This window comes from Streptomyces sp. NPDC048278 (assembly GCF_040652195.1).
Lineage (GTDB): Bacteria > Actinomycetota > Actinomycetes > Streptomycetales > Streptomycetaceae > Streptomyces.
This window is the reverse complement of record NZ_JBEZLP010000004.1, coordinates 442276-462990: the sequence shown is the minus strand read 5'-3', so window position 1 is coordinate 462990 and position 20715 is coordinate 442276. Positions and strand designations below refer to the sequence as shown.

The 20715-nt window shown below is 71.3% G+C and carries 14 protein-coding genes and 1 pseudogene; 9 read left to right on the top strand and 6 right to left on the bottom strand.

Going from position 1 to position 20715, the window contains the following annotated elements; translation table 11 throughout:
* From AB0D74_RS10670 to AB0D74_RS10655, 4 genes are read left to right on the top strand one after another with little or no spacing between them, the layout of a single operon-like run.
* Positions 1–6489 (top strand): RHS repeat-associated core domain-containing protein, encoded by a 6489-nt coding sequence (locus AB0D74_RS10670; protein WP_362582953.1) that lies wholly within the window; start codon positions 1–3, stop codon positions 6487–6489.
* A 48-nt stretch (positions 6490–6537) separates the two neighbouring features.
* Positions 6538–7380, top strand: coding sequence for a hypothetical protein (locus AB0D74_RS10665; RefSeq protein WP_362582950.1), 843 nt, complete (start codon positions 6538–6540; stop codon positions 7378–7380).
* Positions 7381–7389: 9 nt separating this feature from the next.
* A complete protein-coding gene (locus AB0D74_RS10660) occupies positions 7390–7629 on the top strand; it encodes a hypothetical protein (protein ID WP_362582947.1) in 240 nt (79 codons plus the stop codon).
* Positions 7626–8000: a hypothetical protein gene (locus AB0D74_RS10655; RefSeq protein ID WP_362582944.1), complete on the top strand. Its 375-nt coding sequence runs from the start codon at positions 7626–7628 to the stop codon at positions 7998–8000. The genes AB0D74_RS10660 and AB0D74_RS10655 overlap by 4 nt, the downstream gene beginning before the upstream one ends.
* A 128-nt stretch (positions 8001–8128) precedes the next feature.
* On the opposite strand, the gene AB0D74_RS10650 is transcribed toward AB0D74_RS10655, so the two are convergent.
* Genes AB0D74_RS10650 through AB0D74_RS10635 form a run of 4 tightly spaced genes read right to left on the bottom strand, consistent with a single transcriptional unit; the run spans position 8129 to position 13789 of the window.
* Entirely contained in the window at positions 8129–9289 is a 1161-nt protein-coding gene (locus tag AB0D74_RS10650; RefSeq protein WP_362582941.1) for an acyl-CoA dehydrogenase family protein, read from the bottom strand.
* Positions 9290–9294: 5 nt separating this feature from the next.
* Positions 9295–10242 carry a hydroxymethylglutaryl-CoA lyase gene (locus AB0D74_RS10645; RefSeq protein ID WP_362582938.1) on the bottom strand — a complete coding sequence of 316 codons (948 nt, stop codon included), beginning with the start codon at positions 10240–10242 and terminating at the stop codon, positions 9295–9297.
* Complete coding sequence (locus AB0D74_RS10640) at positions 10239–12161, bottom strand: biotin carboxylase N-terminal domain-containing protein (RefSeq protein WP_362582935.1); 1923 nt, start codon at positions 12159–12161, stop codon at positions 10239–10241. The genes AB0D74_RS10645 and AB0D74_RS10640 overlap by 4 nt, the downstream gene beginning before the upstream one ends.
* Positions 12162–12172: 11 nt before the next feature.
* A complete protein-coding gene (locus AB0D74_RS10635; protein ID WP_362582931.1) occupies positions 12173–13789 on the bottom strand; it encodes a carboxyl transferase domain-containing protein in 1617 nt (538 codons plus the stop codon).
* Positions 13790–13874: 85 nt separating this feature from the next.
* Between AB0D74_RS10635 and AB0D74_RS10630 the strand changes: the two genes are divergently transcribed.
* The 5 genes from AB0D74_RS10630 (at position 13875) to AB0D74_RS10610 (ending at position 18136) form a co-directional block, all read left to right on the top strand.
* On the top strand, positions 13875–14492 hold the full coding sequence (locus tag AB0D74_RS10630) for a TetR/AcrR family transcriptional regulator (protein ID WP_362582928.1): 618 nt from the start codon (positions 13875–13877) through the stop codon (positions 14490–14492).
* Positions 14493–14605: 113 nt separating this feature from the next.
* Positions 14606–15763: an acyl-CoA dehydrogenase family protein gene (locus AB0D74_RS10625; RefSeq protein ID WP_294005894.1), complete on the top strand. Its 1158-nt coding sequence runs from the start codon at positions 14606–14608 to the stop codon at positions 15761–15763.
* Positions 15764–15798: 35 nt separating this feature from the next.
* A complete protein-coding gene (locus AB0D74_RS10620; protein WP_362582925.1) occupies positions 15799–16671 on the top strand; it encodes an acyl-CoA thioesterase II in 873 nt (290 codons plus the stop codon).
* Between the two features lie 5 nt (positions 16672–16676).
* Positions 16677–17648 (top strand): cation diffusion facilitator family transporter, encoded by a 972-nt coding sequence (locus tag AB0D74_RS10615; protein ID WP_362582922.1) that lies wholly within the window; start codon positions 16677–16679, stop codon positions 17646–17648.
* Positions 17649–17794: 146 nt separating this feature from the next.
* A complete protein-coding gene (locus AB0D74_RS10610; protein ID WP_362582919.1) occupies positions 17795–18136 on the top strand; it encodes a hypothetical protein in 342 nt (113 codons plus the stop codon).
* Positions 18137–18242: 106 nt separating this feature from the next.
* Here AB0D74_RS10610 and AB0D74_RS10605 read toward each other — a convergent pair whose 3' ends face one another.
* Complete coding sequence (locus AB0D74_RS10605; RefSeq protein ID WP_362582916.1) at positions 18243–19031, bottom strand: phosphatase; 789 nt, start codon at positions 19029–19031, stop codon at positions 18243–18245.
* A 65-nt stretch (positions 19032–19096) separates the two neighbouring features.
* Positions 19097–20618 (bottom strand): annotated as a pseudogene (locus AB0D74_RS10600) (PucR family transcriptional regulator ligand-binding domain-containing protein).
* Between the last annotated feature and the right edge of the window lie 97 nt (positions 20619–20715).

The window sequence follows — 20715 nt, the reverse complement described above, 5'->3', positions numbered from 1 at the left end:
GTGAACACCGGTACGAAAGTGGTTCGTTGGCTGCGCGGTAGACGCGCCGGGATCGTGGTGACGCTGGCCGTCGCACTGGCCACCGGCGCGCTGCCCGATGCGACTCCGGCCCAGGCCGCGACGGGTGGCCTGGGACGTCCCGAGGTACCGAAACAACGAGACAGCGAGGTGCGCGCGGTCACCGGCCTCGGTGCCGCCAAGGCCCGCGCGGCCGTCGCCGCGGCGCGCGAGCGCAACTCCGCCCAGGCCCGCCAGGCCGCCGCCGAACAGCACGCCGCCTGGCCCAAGCCGGCCCGGGTGACCGTCGCCGTGCCCACCAGCCGCTCGGTCCGCACCACGACCGAGCCGGGCGGGCTCCCGGTCACGGTCGCCCGGGGCGGCGTGGGCAACGTGGCGGGCGGCGACGCGTCGATCCGTGTCCTCGACCGCAGGACCACGGCCGCGGCGGGCATCAAGGGCGTCCTGCTCACGGCGACGGCCACGAAGCCGGGCCGGGCCCATCTCACCCTGGAATACTCGGGGTTCGCGTCGGCGTACGGGGGTGGCTGGTCGGGGCGGCTGGGGGTGGTGCGACTGCCGGGGTGTGCGCTGACCACACCGGAGAAGGCCGCCTGCCGTACCGGCACCCCCGTGGCCTCGGACAACGACGTCAGTAAGCAGACCGTCTCCGCCGACGTCCCGATGACCGCGAACGCCACCGTCCTCGCCCTCGCCGCCACCTCCACGAGCTCCTCCTCCGGCGCCGGCACCTACACCGCGACCCCGCTCTCCTCGTCCTCGACCTGGGAGGCGGGCGGCAGCGCCGGCTCGTTCACCTGGTCCTACCCGATGAGCGTGCCACCCGCCGCCGCGGGCCCTGCGCCCGCACTGCAACTGTCGTACGAATCGGGGAGCATCGACGGCCGTACGGCCTCCACCAACAACCAGACGACCCAGATCGGCGAGGGCTTCGACCTGTCGGCGAGCTCCTATGTGGAGCGGTCGTACGGCAGTTGCGACAAGGACGGTCAGGACGACAAGCACGACTTGTGCTGGAAGTACGACAACGCCTCGCTCGTCCTTGAAGGCAAGTCCAGTGAGCTGGTCAAGGACGACACCAGCGGCGTCTGGCGGCTGGCCAACGACGACGCGTCCACCGTCACCCACTCCACCGGCGCCGACAACGGCGACGGCGACGGCGAGTACTGGACGGTGACGACCGGCGACGGCACCAAGTACGTCTTCGGCCTGAACAAGCTCGCCGGCGCGGGTACCGAGCGCACCAACTCCGTGTGGACCGTGCCCGTCTACGGCGACGACTCCGGCGAACCCGGCTACGACCAGGGCTCCGACTTCGCCGACCGCGCGGCCACCCAGGCCTGGCGCTGGAACCTGGACTACGTCGAGGACACCAGCGGCAACGCGGCCAGTTACTGGTACACCAAGGAGACCAACGCCTACGGCAAGAACGGCGCTGCCACGGCCACCACCGAGTACACCCGCGGCGGCTATCTCAACAAGATCCTCTACGGCCAGAACAAGGACACCCTGTTCACGGGCGTCACCTCCGACAAGGTGACCTTCACCTACCAGGAGCGCTGCACCGCGACCGACTGCTCCGAGCTGAAGGACTCCACCGCGCCCGACTGGCCCGACGTGCCCTACGACGCGATCTGCAAGAAGGACGCCGACTGCGACGCGCACAGCCCGGCCTTCTTCACCCGCAAGCGGCTCACCCAGCTCGACACCTGGGCCTGGTCGGCGAGCACGAGCGCCTTCACGCCCGTCGACACCTGGGCGTTCACCCAGCAGTACCTGGACGGCGGCGACATCGGCGACAGCACCGACCAGACCCTGACCCTCGAGAGCATCAAGCGGACCGGCAAGAACGGCACCGCGATCTCCCTCGACCCGATCACCTTCACCTACCAGATGCGGGAGAACCGGGTCGACGCCACCGACGACATCCTCCCGCTGTCCCGCCCACGCATCGAGAGCATCTCCTCGGAGACCGGCTCCATCACCCGCGTCACCCTCTCCGAACCGGAGTGCGTGCGCGGCTCGAACATGCCGGCCGCCGAAGACGACAACGCCAAGTCCTGCTATCCCCAGTACTGGGGCATCAACGGCGCGAGTGAGTCGACCATCGACTGGTTCCACAAGTACCGGGTCCTCGCCGTCACCGTCTCCGACCCGACTGGCCACAACGACGCGGTGGAGACCTCTTACAGCTACTCCGACCCGGCCTGGCGCTACAACGAGAACCCGCTGGTCTCCGCCGACGAGCGCACCTGGTCCATCTGGCGCGGCTACGGGAAGGTGACCACCACCAAGGGCGTCGGCGCCTCCGCGACGAAGACTGTCTCCGTGTACCAGCAGGGCATGAACGGCGACCGACTGCTGGGCTCCGACGGTAAGTTGGATCCGGACGTCCGCCGCACCGCGTCGGTCAGGGGCATCGGCTTCACCGGCCTTGACGTGCCCGACCAGACGGACACCGAGCAGTACTCCGGCATGCTGCGCGAGCAGATCGCCTACAACGGCTCCACTCCGGTGACCGTCACCGTCAACGACCCCTGGTCGAAGAGGACCGCCACCCAGCACAAGTCGTACGCCGACAGCGAGGCCTACTACGTCCGCACCGCCAAGACCTACACCCACACCTATCTGACGGCGACCGCGGGCTGGCGCACGCGCACCACCGCCACCACCTACGACGACTACGGCATGGCCGCCACCGTCGACGACGCTGGTGACACCGCCAAGAGCGGCGACGAGACCTGCACCCGCACCTGGTACGCCCGCAACGAGGCCGCCAGCATCAACTCCCTTGTCTCTCGCACCCGTTCGGTCGCCCGTGCCTGCTCGGTCGGCGAGACCTCGCTGTCCCTGCCGGCCTCGTCCGTCACTCGCGGCGACATCCTGTCCGACACGGCGAGCTACTACGACGACACGTCCGCGACGGCGTGGAGCGCGAGCCAGACCCCCACCAAGGGCCTCAAGACCTGGGCCGGCCGGGCCTCCGCATACCCGGCCTCAGCTACCGGCGGAGAGCGCCTCCCGACCGCCTGGCAGACCACCGGCACCAGCACCTTCGACAGCCTGGGCCGCGTGGTGACCACCACCGACGCCGGCAAGAACACCACCACCGTCGCCTACACACCCACCACGGCCGGACCGCTGACGCGGATGGTGGTGACCAACCCCAAGACGCAGAAGTCGTACACCTACCACGACCCGGCGAGCGGCCAGATCACCAAGGTCTACGACGTCAACACCAAACTGACCGAGACGGCGTACGACGCCCTCGGCCGGACCACCGCCGTCTGGCTGCCGAGCCGCTCCCACTCCGGCGGCCAGAGCGCCAGCTACACGTACGACTACTCGGTGACGGCCGACAAGCCGTCCTGGACCTCGACCGGCACGCTCAAGGCAGACGGCGATACCTACAACACCACCTACACCGTCTACGACTCGCTGCTGCGCACCCTGCAGACACAGGCGCCCACGGCGCTCGGCGGGCGCCTGCTGACCGACACCCGCTACGACAACCGGGGCCTGGTTTACGAGACGTACGCGGACATCTTCGACCAGGACCACACACCGACCGGCACCTACACCCGTGCCGAGTACGGCGAGGCCCCCAAACAGACGGAGACGGCCTTCGACCCGGCCGGCCGGCCCACCACCAACACCCTCTTCGTCTACGGTGTCAAGCGCTGGTCGACCGCGACCAGCTACACCGGTGACTCCACCGCCGTCACCGCCCTGCCCGGCGGCTCCGCCACTCGCGACATCACCGACGCGCTGGGCCGCACGGTCGAGCGTCGCGAGTACGCCGGCACCGCCACGGCCGACACCGACTACGGCGCGAGCAGCGGCGCCCCCTACACCAGCACCCGCTTCACCTTCACCCTCGACGGCAAGCAGTCCACGGTGACCGGGCCCGACAAGGCCAAGTGGAGCTACGACTACGACCTGTACGGCCGCCAGGCATCCGCCACCGATCCGGACAAGGGCAAGACGAGCACCGAGTACACCGCCCTGGACCAGGTCGCCAAGGTCACCGACTCGCGCAGCACCTCCCTGCTCTACGAGTACGACGTCCTCGGGCGCAGGACGGGGGAGTGGAGCGGGTCCAAGACGGACGCCAACAAGCTGACCGCCTGGGCGTACGACACGCTCTACAAGGGCCAGCTGGACTCCACGACTCGTTACGTGAGCGGCTCGGCATACACCAAGAAGGTCACCGCCTACGACGCCAACTACCACGCCACGGCAACCCAGTTGGTGCTGCCGTCGAGTGACGCGCTGGTCACCTCCGGTGCGGTGAAGGCCACGCTGGACTTCTCGACCTACTACAACATCGACGGCACCCAGCAGTACATCGACGAACCCGCCGCCGGCGGCCTCGCGGCCGAGAAGGTCACCTCCGAGTACAACGGGACGGGCCTGCCCACCAGCCTCTCCGGTGCCAGCGGCTATGTGCTCGGCGTCAGTTACTCCGCCCTGGGCCAGACCGAACAGCTGACCCTGGGCGCCTCCACCGCGACCGGCACCAAGAAGGCCTATCTCACCAACACCTACGAGGAGGGCACGGGCCGGCTCACCCAGGCGGTGCTGACCGACCAGACCCACGGCTACGAGCTCCAGGAGCTCAACTACACCTACGACGACACCGGCAACGTCACCTCCATCAAGGACCCGACGACGCTGGGAGGCACCTCGTCCGCGGACAACCAGTGCTTCGCCTACGACGGCCACCGCCGGCTGACCGAGGCCTGGACACCGGCCGACGGCGACTGCACGGCGACCCGGACCACCTCGGGGCTGGGCGGGCCGAGCGCGTACTGGACGTCGTACACCTACACGGACTCGGGCCTGCGCGCCACCGAGACCGCCCACACGACGGCCGCCACTTCCTCGAAGACCTACTGCTACAGCTCCACGCAGCCGCACGCCCTCAACGCGACCACCACGGCGGCCTCCTGCACCGGCGTCACACCCGTCTACGGCTACGACACCGCGGGCAACACCACCGGCCGCCCCGACGGCACCGCCACTCAGTCCCTCACATGGTCGCCCGAGGGCAAGCTCGCCGAGCTGAAGGAGGGCACCTCCACCACCGGATACGTCTACGACGCCGACGGCAACCTGCTCGTCCGCCGCAACGCCTCCGGCGAGACCGTCCTCTACCTGGGCACGACCGAGGTTCACCTGGACAACACCACCGGCAAGTACTGGGCACAGCGCTACTACGGGTTCGACGGCAACGCGGTCGCCCTGCGCAGCAACAAGACCGGCACCGACACTCTGTGCTGGCTCGCCGCCGACCAGCACGGCACGTCGAGCGTCGCACTCAACTCCTCGACCCAGGCCGTCACCAAGCGCTACACCACGCCCTTCGGCGCCACCCGCTCCGGCGGCACCGGCAGCTGGCCCGACGACAAGGCCTTCCTCGGCAAGACGGCGGACGCGAGCACCGGCCTGACTCATATCGGCGCCCGCGAGTACGACCCGACGACGGGCCGCTTCATCAGCGCCGACCCGCTCCTGGAGACCGACAAGCCGCAGACCCTCAACGGCTACACCTACGCCGCGAACAACCCGGTCTCGTTCTCCGACCCGAGCGGCGAGCAGCTCATCGAGTGCGCGCAGGGTCTGATCGAGTGCCGGGGCGGGATGCCGGTCACCCACACCAAGAAGGCCTCCTCGTCCGGCTCCGGCAACAACGGCAAGGGCGGCGGCAAGACGGTCGTCCGCCACGGCGGCAAGAGCAACGTCGGCTCCGCCTGCGCCCTGACCTTCCACCTGAGCGGCCACGACGCCGCCGTCTGCCAATCCGGCTATGCCGCGCAGGTGTGGGCCATGGAATACAAGGTCGAGGGCTATGTGACGGTCGACATCGGCGACGGCGGCACCACCGCCAACTCCGTCCCGGGCGCGAGCGGCAACGACACCGGCAACGACGGCGCCGCCGACGTGATCCTCTGGACGAAGGACAAGGTGTACATCTGGGAGGTCAAGCCGGGGAATGCGTACGGCAAGACCGACGGACCGAAGGACTTGACCCGGTATGTCGAGGGCATGTCGGACTACCTGGAGGACGAGGGCGACGACCGGAGCGTGGAGCGCGGCCCCGGCCTGCTGTCCGGCCGGGCGGCGTCCCGCGAGGGCATCGTGAACGTCTGGTCCAAGGCGGAGTTCCCCGGCATGCGCTTCTACGGGAGCAAGAACCGCGACAATCCCACGCCTAGGCCCGGCCCCAGCCCCAAGCCCAGCGCCAGCACCGCGGCACCGGTCGAGGAAACCGCACCGGGCACGGTCGACGCGCCGGCTCTGGAACCCGCGCCGGGCCCGACCGGGGTGGCCTCGGCAGGCGGGGCGGCGGGTGGCTTCGAGGTGTCGCCGGGCGCACAGAAGGCCGGAGCGGGAGTAATGGTCTTCACCGGTGTGCTGTTCACGGTGGGGTTCATCTTCAACGGCCTGACGGGCGGAGCCTTCGCCTAGCAGGGCGGCCAGTAGAGTCGGGAACAACGGGAGAAGGAGAAGGCCCTCATGGACGATGAAGCACCCAGCATGGACGTCACCATCTGGGCCACGCTCGACGAACAGTCGGCCGGACCGCGCGGGGACCTCGTCGTCCACTGGTTCCGTACCGCGATCGACTCCTTTTTCTCGGGTGACACGAAGGAGACCAGCGACTCTTACGCGGTGGTCACCCAGACGCTCAGCGACGGCCAGATGACCCGGCTCAAGGATGTCCGGCAGAACTGGCCCGTGCTCGCCGACGCCCTGCGTCCGCACCCCTTCTACGCCAACGTCGGCTTCCACGAGCCGTCGGCGGACGAGGACGAATGGGTCGACGATTTCGGGCGCGTCGGCAGCCAGCACGAGGGCCGGGGCGGGAGCCATACCGGTCTGACGGCGGCTCTCCTGGCCGGCGACCGGATCGCCGACCCGGCCTTCTGCACAGGCTTGGTCGGCTTCCTGGCCGCTGCCCTCGACGGCGCCAACCCGGTCTTCGCTCGCGTCGACTACCTGAACTTCCACGACGCCCCCGACCTGGAGGCGGCTCTGGGGCGCACCCACCGCAGGTACCTGCGCGAGTCCCGCGCCCACCTCCGCGGCTACTCCTGGGTCACCGGTGTCCCCTCCGAACTGGCCACCCGACTCGGCGGCGCGCAGCGCCTCGCGGCCACCGGTGCCTTCCACGCCGTACGGGAACTGCGCGGTGGTGGCCTGCTCCTCCAGGCCACCGAGACCCTCGCCGGGTACGACGACCGGGCCATGCGCGAGGTGTTCCGCGTGCTGGCCCCCGTGCTGCCCCCCGGCATCCCGGGGGACGACCCCGCACGCCCGAACCTACGGGTCGTCTTCGAGGACGCGAGCGGCCACTGAGACGCACCCGTGAACCCTCTGGACACCCTCGTCAAGCAGTACGTGACTCCCGTCGTGAAGGCGGCCGGATTCGCCAGGAAGGGCGGGCGGTTCCGGCTCGACGCACCGAACGGCGATCACGCCTTCCTGCAGATCGACGCGCACCCGGTCGATCCCCTGCAAGTCGTCTTCGAAGCGAGCTTCTGGATGGTGCCACTGCCGAGCCGGGCACTCCCGACGCCAGTGGCGCGCTTGCGACCTACACGGTGATCTCGCCCGACGTGGCCGCGCACCAGCCCGAGGAGGAGGGGTACTTCCGCGGCAGATGGGCCTTCACGGAGCCGGACACGCGTGACGTGTGCGGGCGGGAACTGGCCCGGATCCTCGCCTCGGACGCCGTCCCGTACACGGTGCGCCTCCTCGACCGCAGCACCCTGCTGGAGGAGACGCGAGTCAATCCGAACGGCGAACCGGTGCGGCTACGGGGCCGGCCCATGACGGAGATCCTGCTCCGGATCGACGACGACCCGGTCGAGATGGTCGCGGGGCTGGTGGACGAAGCCGAGGCCGCCGCGGTCTTCCCGCCGTTCGTCGCCTGGGCCCGCCGGCGGCTCGCCCGGCGCGCCGCGGAGGAGAGCTGACCACGGCATCCACGAGCACCGGCCCGGGAGGAGGTTGAGAGCGCCCCGCGGTGATGGCGTGGCGCCCGACGGCTGCGACCGGCTCGGTGTGAGGTGTGACCAGGACCCGGCCGGCCGGAGCCGCCGGCTCAGCCCGCCAGCCCCAACTCCCGTGCGATCAGCATCCGCTGGACCTCGCTGGTGCCCTCGCCGATCTCCAGGATCTTGGAGTCGCGCCACATCCGGGCCACCGGGTACTCGTTCATGAAGCCGTAGCCGCCGTGTACCTGGGTGGCGTCGCGGGCGTTGTCGACGGCGACGGTGGAGGAGTAGAGCTTGGCGAGGGCCGCCTCCTTCTTGAACGGTTCGCCCGCGACCAGGCGGCTCGCCGCGTCGCGCCAGGCCAGGCGGGCCGTGTGGGCCTTCATCTCCATGTCGGCGATCTTGAACTGGATGGCCTGGTTGGCGCCGATGGGCCTGCCGAAGGCGTGCCGCTCCTTCGCGTACTTCACCGACTCGTCGACGCAGCCCTGGGCGAGGCCGGTGGCGAGGGCCGCGATGGCGATGCGGCCCTCGTCCAGGATGCGGAGGAACTGGGCGTAGCCGCGGCCCTCCTCGCCGAGCAGGTTCGCCGCCGGGACCCGGACGTCCGCGAAGGACAGCTCGCGGGTGTCGGAGGCGTTCCAGCCGACCTTGGAGTAGGGGGCGGCGACCGTGAAGCCGGGGGTGCCGGAGGGCACGATGATCGAGGAGATCAGCGGCTTGCCGTCGGGCTTGCGGCCGGTGACCGCGGTGACCGTCACCAACCCCGTGATGTCCGTGCCCGAGTTGGTGATGAAGCACTTGCTGCCGTTGATCACCCACTCGCCGGTGGCCGGGTCGAGGCGGGCCGTGGTGCGGGTGGCGCCCGCGTCGCTGCCGCCGTCGGGCTCGGTGAGGCCGAAGGCGCCCAGCAGCTCCCCGGCGCAGAGCCTCGGCAGCCACTCCTGCTTCTGCTCCTCGGTGCCGAAGAGGTGGATCGGCATGGCCCCGAGGGAGACCCCTGCCTCCAGGGTGATCGCCACCGACGAGTCGACGCGGGCCAGCTCCTCCAGGGCGATGCCGAGGGCCAGGTAGTCGCCGCCCATGCCGCCGTACTCCTCGGGGAACGGCAGCCCGAACAGGCCCATGCGGCCCATCTCGCGGACGATCTCGTAGGGGAACTCGTGCCGCTCGTAGAAGTCGCCGATCTTCGGCGCCACGACGTCGTGCGCGAACTCCTCCACCGTGCGGCGGAGTTCTTCCAGTTCGGGGGAGAGGCGGTGGTCCATGGTCGTCACTCCTGGTGGGAGAGGGCGCGGACGGTGCGGGACGGGCTGGGTCGGCCCAGTTGTTCGGCCATCCACACGCTGGTGGCGGTGAGTCTGCCGAGGTCTACTCCGGTCTCGATGCCGAGGCCCTGGAGCATCCAGACCAGGTCCTCGGTGGCGAGGTTGCCGGTGGCGGACTTGGCGTACGGGCAGCCGCCGAGCCCGCCGGCGGACGCGTCGATCGTCGTCACGCCGTGTTCCAGGGCCGCGTAGGTGTTGGCGAGCGCCTGGCCGTAGGTGTCGTGGAAGTGCACGCCGATGACGTTCGTCGGCACGCCTTCCTCGTTGAGCAGGGAGAGGAGTTCGAGGACGTGGCCGGGGGTCGCGACGCCGATCGTGTCGCCCAGACTCAGCTCGTCGCAGCCCATGTCGCGCAGGGCCTTGCAGACCCGGACGACCTGGTGGAACGGGACGGCGCCCTCCCAGGGGTCGCCGAAGCACATCGAGACGTAGCCGCGGACGTGCACGTCCGCGTCCTTGGCCTGCCGGACGACCGGGTCGAAGACGGCCAGGGACTCGTCGAGGGAGCGGTTGAGGTTGGCCTTCGCGAAGGACTCGGTGGCGCTCGCGAAGACGGCGACCCGGCGGGCGCCGAGGGCCAGCGCCCGGTCCAGGCCGTGCCGGTTGGGGACGAGGACGGGGAGGGCGACCCCCGGGAGATCGGCGAGCTGCGGGAACAGGTCCTCCGCGTCCGCCAGTTGGGGCACCCACTTCGGGTGCACGAAGCTGGTCGCCTCGATCGTCCGCAGACCCGCGTCGGCCAGCCGGTGGACGAACTCGGCCTTCACCGACGTCGGTACGGCCGTCTTCTCGTTCTGCAGGCCGTCGCGGGCGCCGACCTCGTGGATCCGGACCCGGGCGGGCAGATCGGTGGCCGGTACGACCATGGGGAGGGCGCTCTCCGGGGTGGTCATGCCGTCTCCTCCTCGTGCGGGGCGATCACGGCCAGTACCTGGTCCATGGCGACCGTGGCACCGGGCTTCACGTCGAGCTCGGCGACCGTGCCGGCGTGCGGGGCGGAGATGACGTGCTCCATCTTCATCGCCTCCACCACCAGCAGGCTCTGCCCCGCGGCGACCTCGTCCCCGACGGCGACCTTCACGACGGTCACCGTGCCGGGCATGGGCGCGGTGAGCGAGTCGGCGCCGGCGTGCGCGGTGCGGCTCAGCGAGGCGGCGACCGGGTCGTGGTCGCGGACCTGCCAGGCGTCGCCGTCCCGGCCGATCCAGTCGGCGGCGCGGTCGAAGGTGTGGCGGACGCCGTCCAGGGTGACCGACACGCGGTCGGCGGCGACGGTGTGCGTGCCGCGCGGGACGTACTCCACCGGGTCCTGCACCCGCAGGTGGAAGCCGACCGGGCGGGGAGTGCCGCCGAGGCGCCAGCCGCTGGGCACCGAGAAGGGGTCCGTCCAGCGCCCGTCCGCCGCGACCGGTTTCAGCGCCTCCAGCCGGACGGCCGCCGCCGCCTCGTACACCTCGTCCGGTACGTCCGTGGCGACCAGGCCGTCCACCACCCGCTCGACCAGCCCCGTGTCCAACTCGCCCGCCACCACCGCCGGATGGGCGAGCAGCCGGCGCAGAAAACCCGCGTTGGTCTGCACGCCGAGGGTGACCGTCGCCGCGAGGGCCGCGCGCAGCTTCCGGAGCGCGGTCTCCCGGTCCGGGCCGTACGCGATCACCTTGGACAGCATCGGGTCGTACAGGCTGCCGACCTCGGTGCCCTCGCTGAGCCCGGAGTCGGTACGGACGCCGTCCCCGGCGGGCTCGTGCAGCAGCAGCACGGTGCCGCCGGTGGGCAGGAAGCCGCGCGCCGGGTCCTCGGCGCAGACCCGGGCCTCGACCGCGTGCCCGGTGAGCGTGACGTCGGCCTGCGCGAACGGCAGCCGCTCGCCGGCCGCCACCCGCAGCTGCCACTCCACCAGGTCGAGCCCGGTGACCAGTTCGGTGACCGGGTGTTCCACCTGGAGGCGGGTGTTCATCTCCATGAAGTAGTACGACGAAGGGTCGCCGCCCGGCACGATGAACTCCACCGTGCCCGCGCCGACGTACCCGCACGAGCGCGCCGCCTGCACCGCGGCCTCGCCCATCGCCGCCCGGGTCGCCTCGTCGAGGAGCACGCTGGGCGCCTCCTCGATCACCTTCTGGTGCCGGCGCTGGAGCGAGCACTCGCGCTCGCCGAGGTGGACGACGTTGCCGTGGCCGTCGGCCAGGACCTGGATCTCGATGTGCCGGGGGCGGTCGACCCAGCGCTCGACGAGGAGGGTGTCGTCGCCGAAGGAGGCGCGGGCCTCGCGGCGGGCGGCGGCGATCTCCTCGTCCAGGAGGGTCAGGTCGCGCACCAGCCGCATGCCCTTGCCGCCGCCACCGGCGGAGGGCTTGAGGAGCACCGGGGCGCCCAGGTCGCGGGCGGCTTCGGCGAGTTCGGGATCACGGCCGCCGGGCACCACCGGCACCCCGGCGGCGCTCACCGTCTCCTTCGCGCGGATCTTGTCGCCCATCAGCGCGATCGCGTTCGCGGGCGGGCCGATGAAGACCAGCCCGGCCTCCTCGCAGGCCCGCGCGAAGGCGGCGTTCTCGGCGAGGAAGCCGTACCCCGGGTGGACCGCCTGGGCGCCGGTCCGTGCGGCGGCCTCCAGCAGCCGCGCCGCGGACAGATAGCTCTCGCCGGCCGGCGCCGGACCGATCCGGACCGCCGTGTCGGCCTCCCGGACGTGCCGGGCGTCCGCGTCGGCGTCGGAGTACACGGCCACCGAGCGGACGCCCAGCGCGCGCAGGGTGCGGATGACCCGGACGGCGATCTCGCCCCGGTTGGCCACGAGTACGGTGTCGAACACGAGTCCCCTCCTCACATCCGGAAGACGCCGAACTGGGGCTCACCCAGCGGCGCGTTGCCACAGGCCGTCAGGGCGAGTCCCAGGACCTGCCGGGTGTCGAGGGGATCGATGACCCCGTCGTCCCAGAGGCGGGCGGTCGCGTAGTAGGCATTGCCCTGCTGCTCGTACTGGGCGCGGACGGGCGCCTTGAAGGCCTCCTCGTCCTCGGCCGGCCAGTCCTCGCCGCGGGCCTCGATCTGGTCCCGCTTGACGGTCGCCAGCACGGACGCGGCCTGCTCGCCGCCCATCACCGAGATCTTGGCGTTGGGCCACATCCACAGGAAGCGCGGGGAGTAGGCCCGGCCGCACATCGAGTAGTTCCCGGCGCCGTACGACCCGCCGACCACCACCGTCAGCTTCGGCACGCGCGTGCAGGCCACCGCCGTGACCATCTTCGCGCCGTGCTTGGCGATGCCGCCGGCCTCGTAGTCCTTGCCGACCATGAAGCCGGAGATGTTCTGGAGGAAGACGAGGGGGATGCCGCGCTGGTCGCACAGCTCGATGAAGTGGGCGCCCTTCTGGGCGGACTCGGAGAACAGGATGCCGTTGTTGGCGACGATGCCGACCGGGTGGCCGTGGATGCGGGCGAAGCCGGTGACCAGGGTCTGCCCGAACTCGGCCTTGAACTCGGCGAACCGGGAGCCGTCGACGACCCGGGCGATGATCTCGCGGACGTCGTAGGGGGTGCGGGAGTCGACGGGGACGGCGCCGTAGAGGCCGTACGGGTCGGCCTTGGGCTCGACGGCCGGGGTGACCTCCCAGGGCAGGGAGCGCCGGGCCGGCAGGGTGGCGACGATGTTCCGGACGATCCGCAACGCGTGCGCGTCGTCCTCGGCCAGGTGGTCGGTGACCCCGGAGACCCGGGAGTGCACCTCGCCGCCGCCCAGCTCCTCGGCCGTCACCACCTCACCCGTGGCGGCCTTCACCAGCGGGGGCCCGCCGAGGAAGATCGTCCCCTGGTTCCGGACGATGACCGCCTCGTCGCTCATCGCGGGGACGTACGCGCCGCCCGCCGTGCACGAGCCGAGCACGGCCGCGACCTGCGGGATGCCCGCCCCCGACATCCGGGCCTGGTTGTAGAAGATCCGCCCGAAGTGGTCGCGGTCCGGGAAGACCTCGTCCTGCATCGGCAGGAAGGCGCCGCCGGAATCGACCAGGTACACGCACGGCAGCCGGTTGTCGAGGGCCACCTCCTGCGCCCGCAGGTGCTTCTTCACGGTCATCGGGTAGTAGGTGCCGCCCTTGACCGTGGCGTCGTTGGCGACGATCACGCACTCGCGCCCGCTGACCCGGCCGATGCCGGCGATCACGCCGGCCGCCGGGGCCGCCCCGTCGTACATCCCGTCGGCGGCCAGGGGGGCCAGCTCCAGGAACGGCGAGCCGGGGTCGAGCAGGGTGTCCACCCGGTCCCTGGGCAGCAGCTTCCCGCGCGCGGTGTGCCGGGCCCTGGCCTTCTCACCGCCGCCCAGCGCCGCCGCGGCGAGCTTGCCGCGCAGCTCCTCCACGAGGACGCGGTGCGCCTCCTCGTTGGCCCGAAAGGCCTCCGACGCGGGGTCCGCCGCGCTCGTCAGCTCCGGTGCCTGGTCCATGCCGCGATCCCCTCACCTTGTTAATGAGCGTTAACGCATCGCCTTCAGGTTAACGACCGCTAACCTCCCTGTCTAGAATTGCCTCATGGTCACGAGAACCGACGCCCCGACCCGCCGCGAGCAGATCCTCAAGGAGGCCGCCCGGCTCTTCGCCGAGCGCGGCTTCCACGGCGTCGGCGTGGACGAGATAGGGGCCGCGGTCGGCATCAGCGGGCCCGGCCTCTACCGGCACTTCGCGGGCAAGGACGCGATGCTCGCGGAGCTGCTGGTGGGGATCAGCGGGCAGCTGCTGACGGGGGCCAAGCGCCGCCTGGCGGAGGCCGACGGGGGCACCAGGCCCGCGGTGGTCCTGGACTCCCTCATCGAGGGCCACATCGACTTCGCCCTCGACGACCGTCCACTGATCACCCTGCACGACCGGGAGCTGGACCGCTTGCGCGACAGCGACCGCAAGCTGGTGCGGCAGCTCCAGCGGCAGTACGTCGAGCTGTGGGTGGAGGTGGTCCGCGGCGTCTACCCCGCGCTCCCCGAGCCCGCGGCCCGCTCCGCCGTCCACTCCGTCTTCGGCCTGCTGAACTCCACCCCCCACTTGGGCCGACCGGGTTCCCTCCCGGGCCGCGGCGCCACGGCGGTCCTGCTCCACCGGATGGCCCGGGGCGCCTTCGGCGCGGCGGCGGGGGAGGGCGGCGGCTCTCCGGCGTGACGAGCGTTACGCCCGTCGCTCCCTCTTCCACCCTGGACCCGTCGGCCTACCCACCGGTACCTTGGAGTCTGAGCAAGCGCTTAGACATGCCGAAGTCCGTGGAGGTGGCGGCCGTGCGCCGTACGTTGTTCGACGAGGATCACGAGGCGTTCCGGGAGACCATCCGCGCCTTCATCGAGGCCGAGGTCGTACCCGTGTACGACGAGTGGTTCGCCGCTGGCCAGGCCCCCCGTGACTTCTACTACAAGCTCGCCGAGCTCGGCGTCTTCGGCATCCGCGTCGACGAGGAGTACGGCGGCGCCGGCATCGACTCCTACAAGTTCGAGGCCGTCCTGTACGAGGAGACCGCCCGTGCGGGCGTCGCCTTCGGCGGCTCCGGCGTGCACGTGCTGCTCGGCCTGCCGTACATAAAGCTGCTCGCCACCGACGAGCAGAAGAAGCGCTACCTGCCGAAGTTCGTCTCCGGCGAGGAGATGTGGGCCATCGCGATGACCGAGCCGGGCACCGGCTCCGACCTCGCGGGCATGAAGACCACCGCCAAGCTCAGCGAGGACGGCACGCACTACGTCCTCAACGGCGCCAAGACCTTCATCACGGGCGGCGTGCACGCCGACCGCATGATCGTCTGTGCCCGGACCTCCGCCCCGACCAAGGAGGACCGCCGGCACGGCATCTCCCTGTTCGTGGTGGACACGAAGGCCGAGGGCTACTCGGTCGGCCGGAAGCTCGACAAGCTGGGCCTGAAGACCTCCGACACCGCCGAGCTCGCGTTCGTCGACGTCAAGGTCCCCGTCGAGGACCTGCTCGGCGAGGAGAACAAGGGCTTCTACTACCTCGGCCACAACCTCGCCTCCGAGCGCTGGGGCATCGCCTTCGGCGCCTACGCCCAGGCCAAGGCCGCCGTCCGGTTCGCCAAGCAGTACGTGCAGGAGCGCGTCGTCTTCGGCCAGCCCGTCGCCGCCTTCCAGAACACCAAGTTCGAGCTGGCCGCCTGCCAGGCCGAGGTGGACGCGGCCGAGGCCGTCGTCGACCGCGCCACGGAGGCCCTCGACGCCGGTGAGCTGACCCCGGCCGAGGCCGCCAGCGCCAAGCTGTTCACCACCGAGGTCGCGCACCGCGTGATCGACCGCTGCCTCCAGCTGCACGGCGGCTACGGCTTCATGAACGAGTACCCGATCGCCCGCCTCTACGCGGACAACCGCGTCAACCGCATCTACGGCGGCACCAGCGAGATCATGAAGACGATCATCGCGAAGGACATGGGCCTGTAGGGCCACCGCAACAACCCGCAAGTAGAAAAGGTGCCATGAACCAGGCACTAAGTGATCTCCTCGACCTGCTCGACCTGGAGCAGATCGAGGAGAACATCTTCCGCGGCCAGTCCCGGTCCGCCGTCGTCCCGCGCGTCTTCGGCGGGCAGGTCGCGGCCCAGGCGCTGGTCGCCGCAGGCCGCACCGTCCCGGCGGACCGGCACGCGCACTCGCTGCACGCGTACTTCCTGCGCCCCGGCGACCCGGGTGCGCCCATCGTCTACACCGTCGAGCGCATCCGCGACGGCCGCTCCTTCACCACCCGGCGCGCGATCGCCGTCCAGCACGGCCGGCCGATCTTCGCCCTGTCGGCCTCCTTCCAGCTGGACGAGGAGGGCCTCGACCACCAGGCCCCGATGCCCGCCGCCCCCGACCCGGCGACCCTGCCCACCTCGGCGGACCGCTTCCGCGGTTACGAGCACCTCGACCCCGCCGTCGTGGAGAAGTTCCTTGAGGCCCGCGAGGCCATCGACCTGCGGTACGTCGAGGAGCCGCCGTTCGGCAAGTACGGCGAGCCGCGCGAGCCGCACAGCCAGGTGTGGTTCCGCACCAACGGCAAGCTCGACGACGACCCCCTGCTGCACGTCGTCCTCGCGACCTACGTCTCCGACATGACCCTCCTCGACTCCGTCCTGCTCGCGCACGGCCGCGGCGGCTGGGCGGTCGGGGACGTGGTGGGCGCCTCCCTCGACCACGCCATGTGGTTCCACCGGCCGTTCCGCGCCGACGAGTGGCTCCTCTACGACCAGGAGTCGCCGTCCGCGCACGGCGGCCGGGGACTGGGCCAGGCCCGGATCTACACCCGGGACGGTTCCCTCGCCATTTCCGTGATCCAGGAGGGTGTGGTCCGCGTCCCTCGGGCAGACTGACGGGCGTGACGCAAGCGGAGGCCAGGAACGGCGGCGGCGAGAGCACCTTCACGGTGATCGTCGCCGCCGTCGCCAATCTCGGGATCGCGCTCGCCAAGGCGGTCGCCGGAGTCCTCAGCGGTTCCAGCGCGATGCTCTCCGAGGCGGCGCACTCGGTGGCCGACACCGTCACCGAGCTGCTGCTGCTCACCGCCCTCAAGCGCAGCGAGAAGCCGGCCGACGAGGAGCACCCGCTGGGCTACGGCCCCGAGCGGTACATCTGGGCCATGCTCGCCGCCGTCGCCACCTTCGTCGGCGGCGCGGTCTTCTCCCTGTACGACGGCATCCACACCCTGGCCGTGGGCGAGAAGCCGGGCGACCCGCTGGTGTCGTACATCGTGCTCGCCATCGCCTTCGTGCTGGAGGGCCTCTCGCTGCGGACCGGGCTGCGGCAGGCGCGCGGGGAGGCGGCCCGTGTCAAGGCGCCGTTCAAGCTGTACCTGCGGCACACCCCCGACACCGCCGTGAAGGCCGTCGTGATGGAGGACTCGGCCGCGCTCGTCGGACTGGTGTTCGCGGCCGGCGGCCTGCTCGGCGGCCAGCTCACCGGCTCCGGCGTCTGGGACGGCCTCGCCTCCCTGCTCATCGGCCTGCTCCTGCTCTACGTCGCCTGGGTGCTGGGCCGGTCCAACGCCGAGCTCCTGATCGGGCGGCCGTTGCCGGGGCCCGTGCGGGAGCGGATCCGGGCGGAGCTGCTGGAGTCCGAGCACATCGTGGCCGTACTGGAGCTGACCACGCTGGTGCAGGGCCCGCAGGAGGCGCTGGTCGCGGCCAAGGTGGACTTCCGGGACGTGTCGACGGCGGCCGAGATCGAGTGGGCCTGCGAGCGTGCCGAGCAACGGCTGCGGGCCGCGTTCCCGGCGATCGGCCGGGTGTATCTGGACCCCACTCCGGGGCCGGCCGCGAGACCGGCTTCAGGATCGGCTTCGGGCCGGTGAGCTCGGAGGATCACGGGCGGTGACCGCCCGACGTGCCATCCGTCTTGTCCGGAATTAAGCTCTATGAGTGAAATGCCGCACAGTGCATGTGCCGCATAGCGGACGTGCCGCGTAGCGGACGTAAGTCCGGCAGAAAGGTATTTCCCATGCGAGTACAGCGCGCGAGGCGTCTCGCCGCGATGTCCGCCGCCGGTCTCCTGCTGGCCGGTGGCGCCGCGATCGGCGCCGCGGGTACCGCCTCGGCGGCCCCCGCCTCCACTCACCAGTCCATCGTCACCGGTGGCGGCGGCTTCGGCGGCTGCAACGGCTACCGGGGCGGATTCAACAACTGCCGCTACGGTTACGGCGGCTATGGGTACGGGTACTACCCCGCCACCGTCGCCGTCGTCCCCGTCGTGGTCGTCCCCACCGTCACCACCGTCGGCGTCGCCGGGTTCGGCGGGATCGGCGGCTTCGGCGGCCTCGGCTTCGGCGGACTCGGGTTCTGAGCGGACCCGGGTTCTGAGCGACCAGCGACACCAGACCAGGGATTGAGGGTCTAGGACCAGGCCACGATGTGCGGCTCCCGTCTACGGGGGGCCGCACATCGGTCTGTCAGGCCAGCCCCGCCTCGGCCAGCAGGTACGCGGTCATCGGGTCGTAGTACCGCGGGCTGAGCACATGGTCGTCCAGCGGTACGGCCACCTGGAGGGTGCCCTCCGACTCGGCGAGGAACAGCGCCGGGTCGTTGCAGTCCGCGTACCCGACGGAGTCCAGGCCCACCTGCGCCGCGTAGCCGGCCCAGCCGTGGTCGGCGACGACCAGGTCGGGCTGGGGCCGCCCCTCGCGCTCCAGGCCGCCCAGGATCGCCTTCATCGGCTCCCCGGAGTGCGTGTGCCACAGCGTCGCCCCGTGTTCGAGGACGGCCACGTCGGCGAACTGCATGACGTACCCCTCGTCCGTCTGGAGCCCGTCCGGGATGACCACGATCTCGCAGCCCGCGGTGCGCAGCGCCGCCGCGGTCGCCCGGTGCACGTCCAGCAGGCCGCCCGGGTGACCGGTCGCGAACAGCACCCGCTGCCGCCCCTCGGCCGCCTTGCGCAGCCGCGCCGCCATCCGGTTCAGGCCGTCCACGGTCAGCTCGGGGTCGATGGTGTCCTGGCCGTACCGGTACTCGGGGTCGTCGTTCACCCCGACCCGTTCGGCCATCACGGCCAGCACGTCCTGCTCGTCGGTCCAGCGGTCGCCGAGTTCCAGTCCCAGCCACCAGTTGCGCTCGCCGTTGGCCAGCTTGCGGTAGTGGAGCAGGTTGTTCTCGCGGGGGGTGGCGACATCGCCCGCGATACGGGTCTTCACAAGGTGCTCTACGAGCTCGGCGCGGCTGGGCGTCCCGGGTATCGGCATGTCTCCATTGTGAGGCAGGCCGCTGCGCGTCCGCCCTGCGTATCGCCCGCTGGGACGTGGGTCACTCACTCCTGGCGGAGGGCGAACCAGAGCTCCATCCGTACGTCAGGGTCGTCGAGTTCGGTACGGAGGAGCTCCGCGGAGCGGGCGATGCGCTGCCGCACGGTGTTGCGGTGGACGGCCAGGGCGACCGCCGTACGGTCCCAACTGCCGTGCAGGGAGAGCCAGGTGCGCAGGGTCTCGGTGAGGGCGGGGTGTTCGGCGAGGGGGGGCGAGGAGGGCGCGGGCGTGGGCCTGTGCCTCTTCCTTCGGGACCAGTTCGGCCAGGCCGGGGTGGGTGCCGTACCTCGACAGGGGGGCGCGGGTCGCCCGGGCGCGGGCGTTGGCGCGGGCCGCTTGCGCGGCGGCGGCCGGGAGCTGTTGTGCGGGTACGGGGGCGCTGACGCCGAGGGTCCAGCCGGGGTGGGGTTCGGGTGTTCGGTCCGCAGGGAGCAGGATTCGGACGACTTCCCCTTCGGGGTCGATGAGAGGCGAGCCCAGCGAGGCGCCGAGCGCGGTGGCGGCCAGGAGATCGGGCGGGTGCGGGCCGGTGGGGGCTGATCGCGCAGTTCCCCGCGCCCCTGGGTGGGGACGGTCCCGTTGGTCGTATGGGCAGGCATGTACGACGAGCCATCGGTCGTCCTTGCCCAGCAGCGGGGCCACCTCCTGTGCCGTGCCGCCCAGCAGGAGTCGTACGAGGGCCGAGGTGCGGGCCGCGCCCGAGCCGCTCTGCTGTTCGCCGGTGAGGAGGGTGAGGAGGACCGTGGCGACCGAGGCGATGGTGTGGTCGCCCGGTTCGCGGGACGGGGTGGCGACGCCGAGGACGAAGCCGGTGCTGAGGGTGTAGGCCGCGAGGTGGGTGCCGGCGGTGGCGTGGGTGGCGGAGGTGGGGGTGCCGGGGCCGGAGGGGCGTACGACCTCCGCGAGCTCGGCCAGCGAGGCGGACACCGGTGCCTCCGGCCGTCGGCCCGCGGACGCGATCTCGGTGCCCTCCGGGCCGTACAGGGCCGTCCAGCCGCCGAGCCGCTGGGCCAGCTGCCGCAGGACCGACGGCACCGGGTCGGGGCGGGCCGCGGCGGCGGCCAGGCTCTGCTGGGCCTCCGTGACGCGGCGCAGTTCGGCCAGCCGGGCCTGGGCCAGCAGCTGCCAGACCGCGCGCGCGACGGCGGTGAAGGGGGTCTGCGGCGGGACCTCCAGGAGCGGGAGGCCGTAGGCGTCGCAGGCCTCGATCAGGGCGCGCGGGACCGTGTCGTGCACGGGGGCCAGCCCGAAGCCGAGGGCGGCGCCGCCCGCCGCGACGATCCGGGAGACGTAGTCGTCGAAGTAGGTGCCCGAGCCCGCCGCGTCCGGGATGTGCACCCCGGCCGTCAGCAGCAGCTCGCCGCCCAGCAGGTACGGGTACGGGTCGGCCATCTCCGAGGTGTGCGCCGCGTGGATGACGAGGGAGGGGTCGGACGGCCCGGCGATCCGGCGCAGGGCGAGGTCCTCGCGGGCCAGGAGGGCGGTGAGGGGGACAGGGGGCGTGGGGGGAACCGTGGGATCAGGCATGTGCGATTCCTCCGTCCCGTACGGCTCGAATGGATGAAACGTACACTTCGCAGCCGCTTTCCGGCCACCTAGTGTCGATGCACGTCACCCCCCGGCG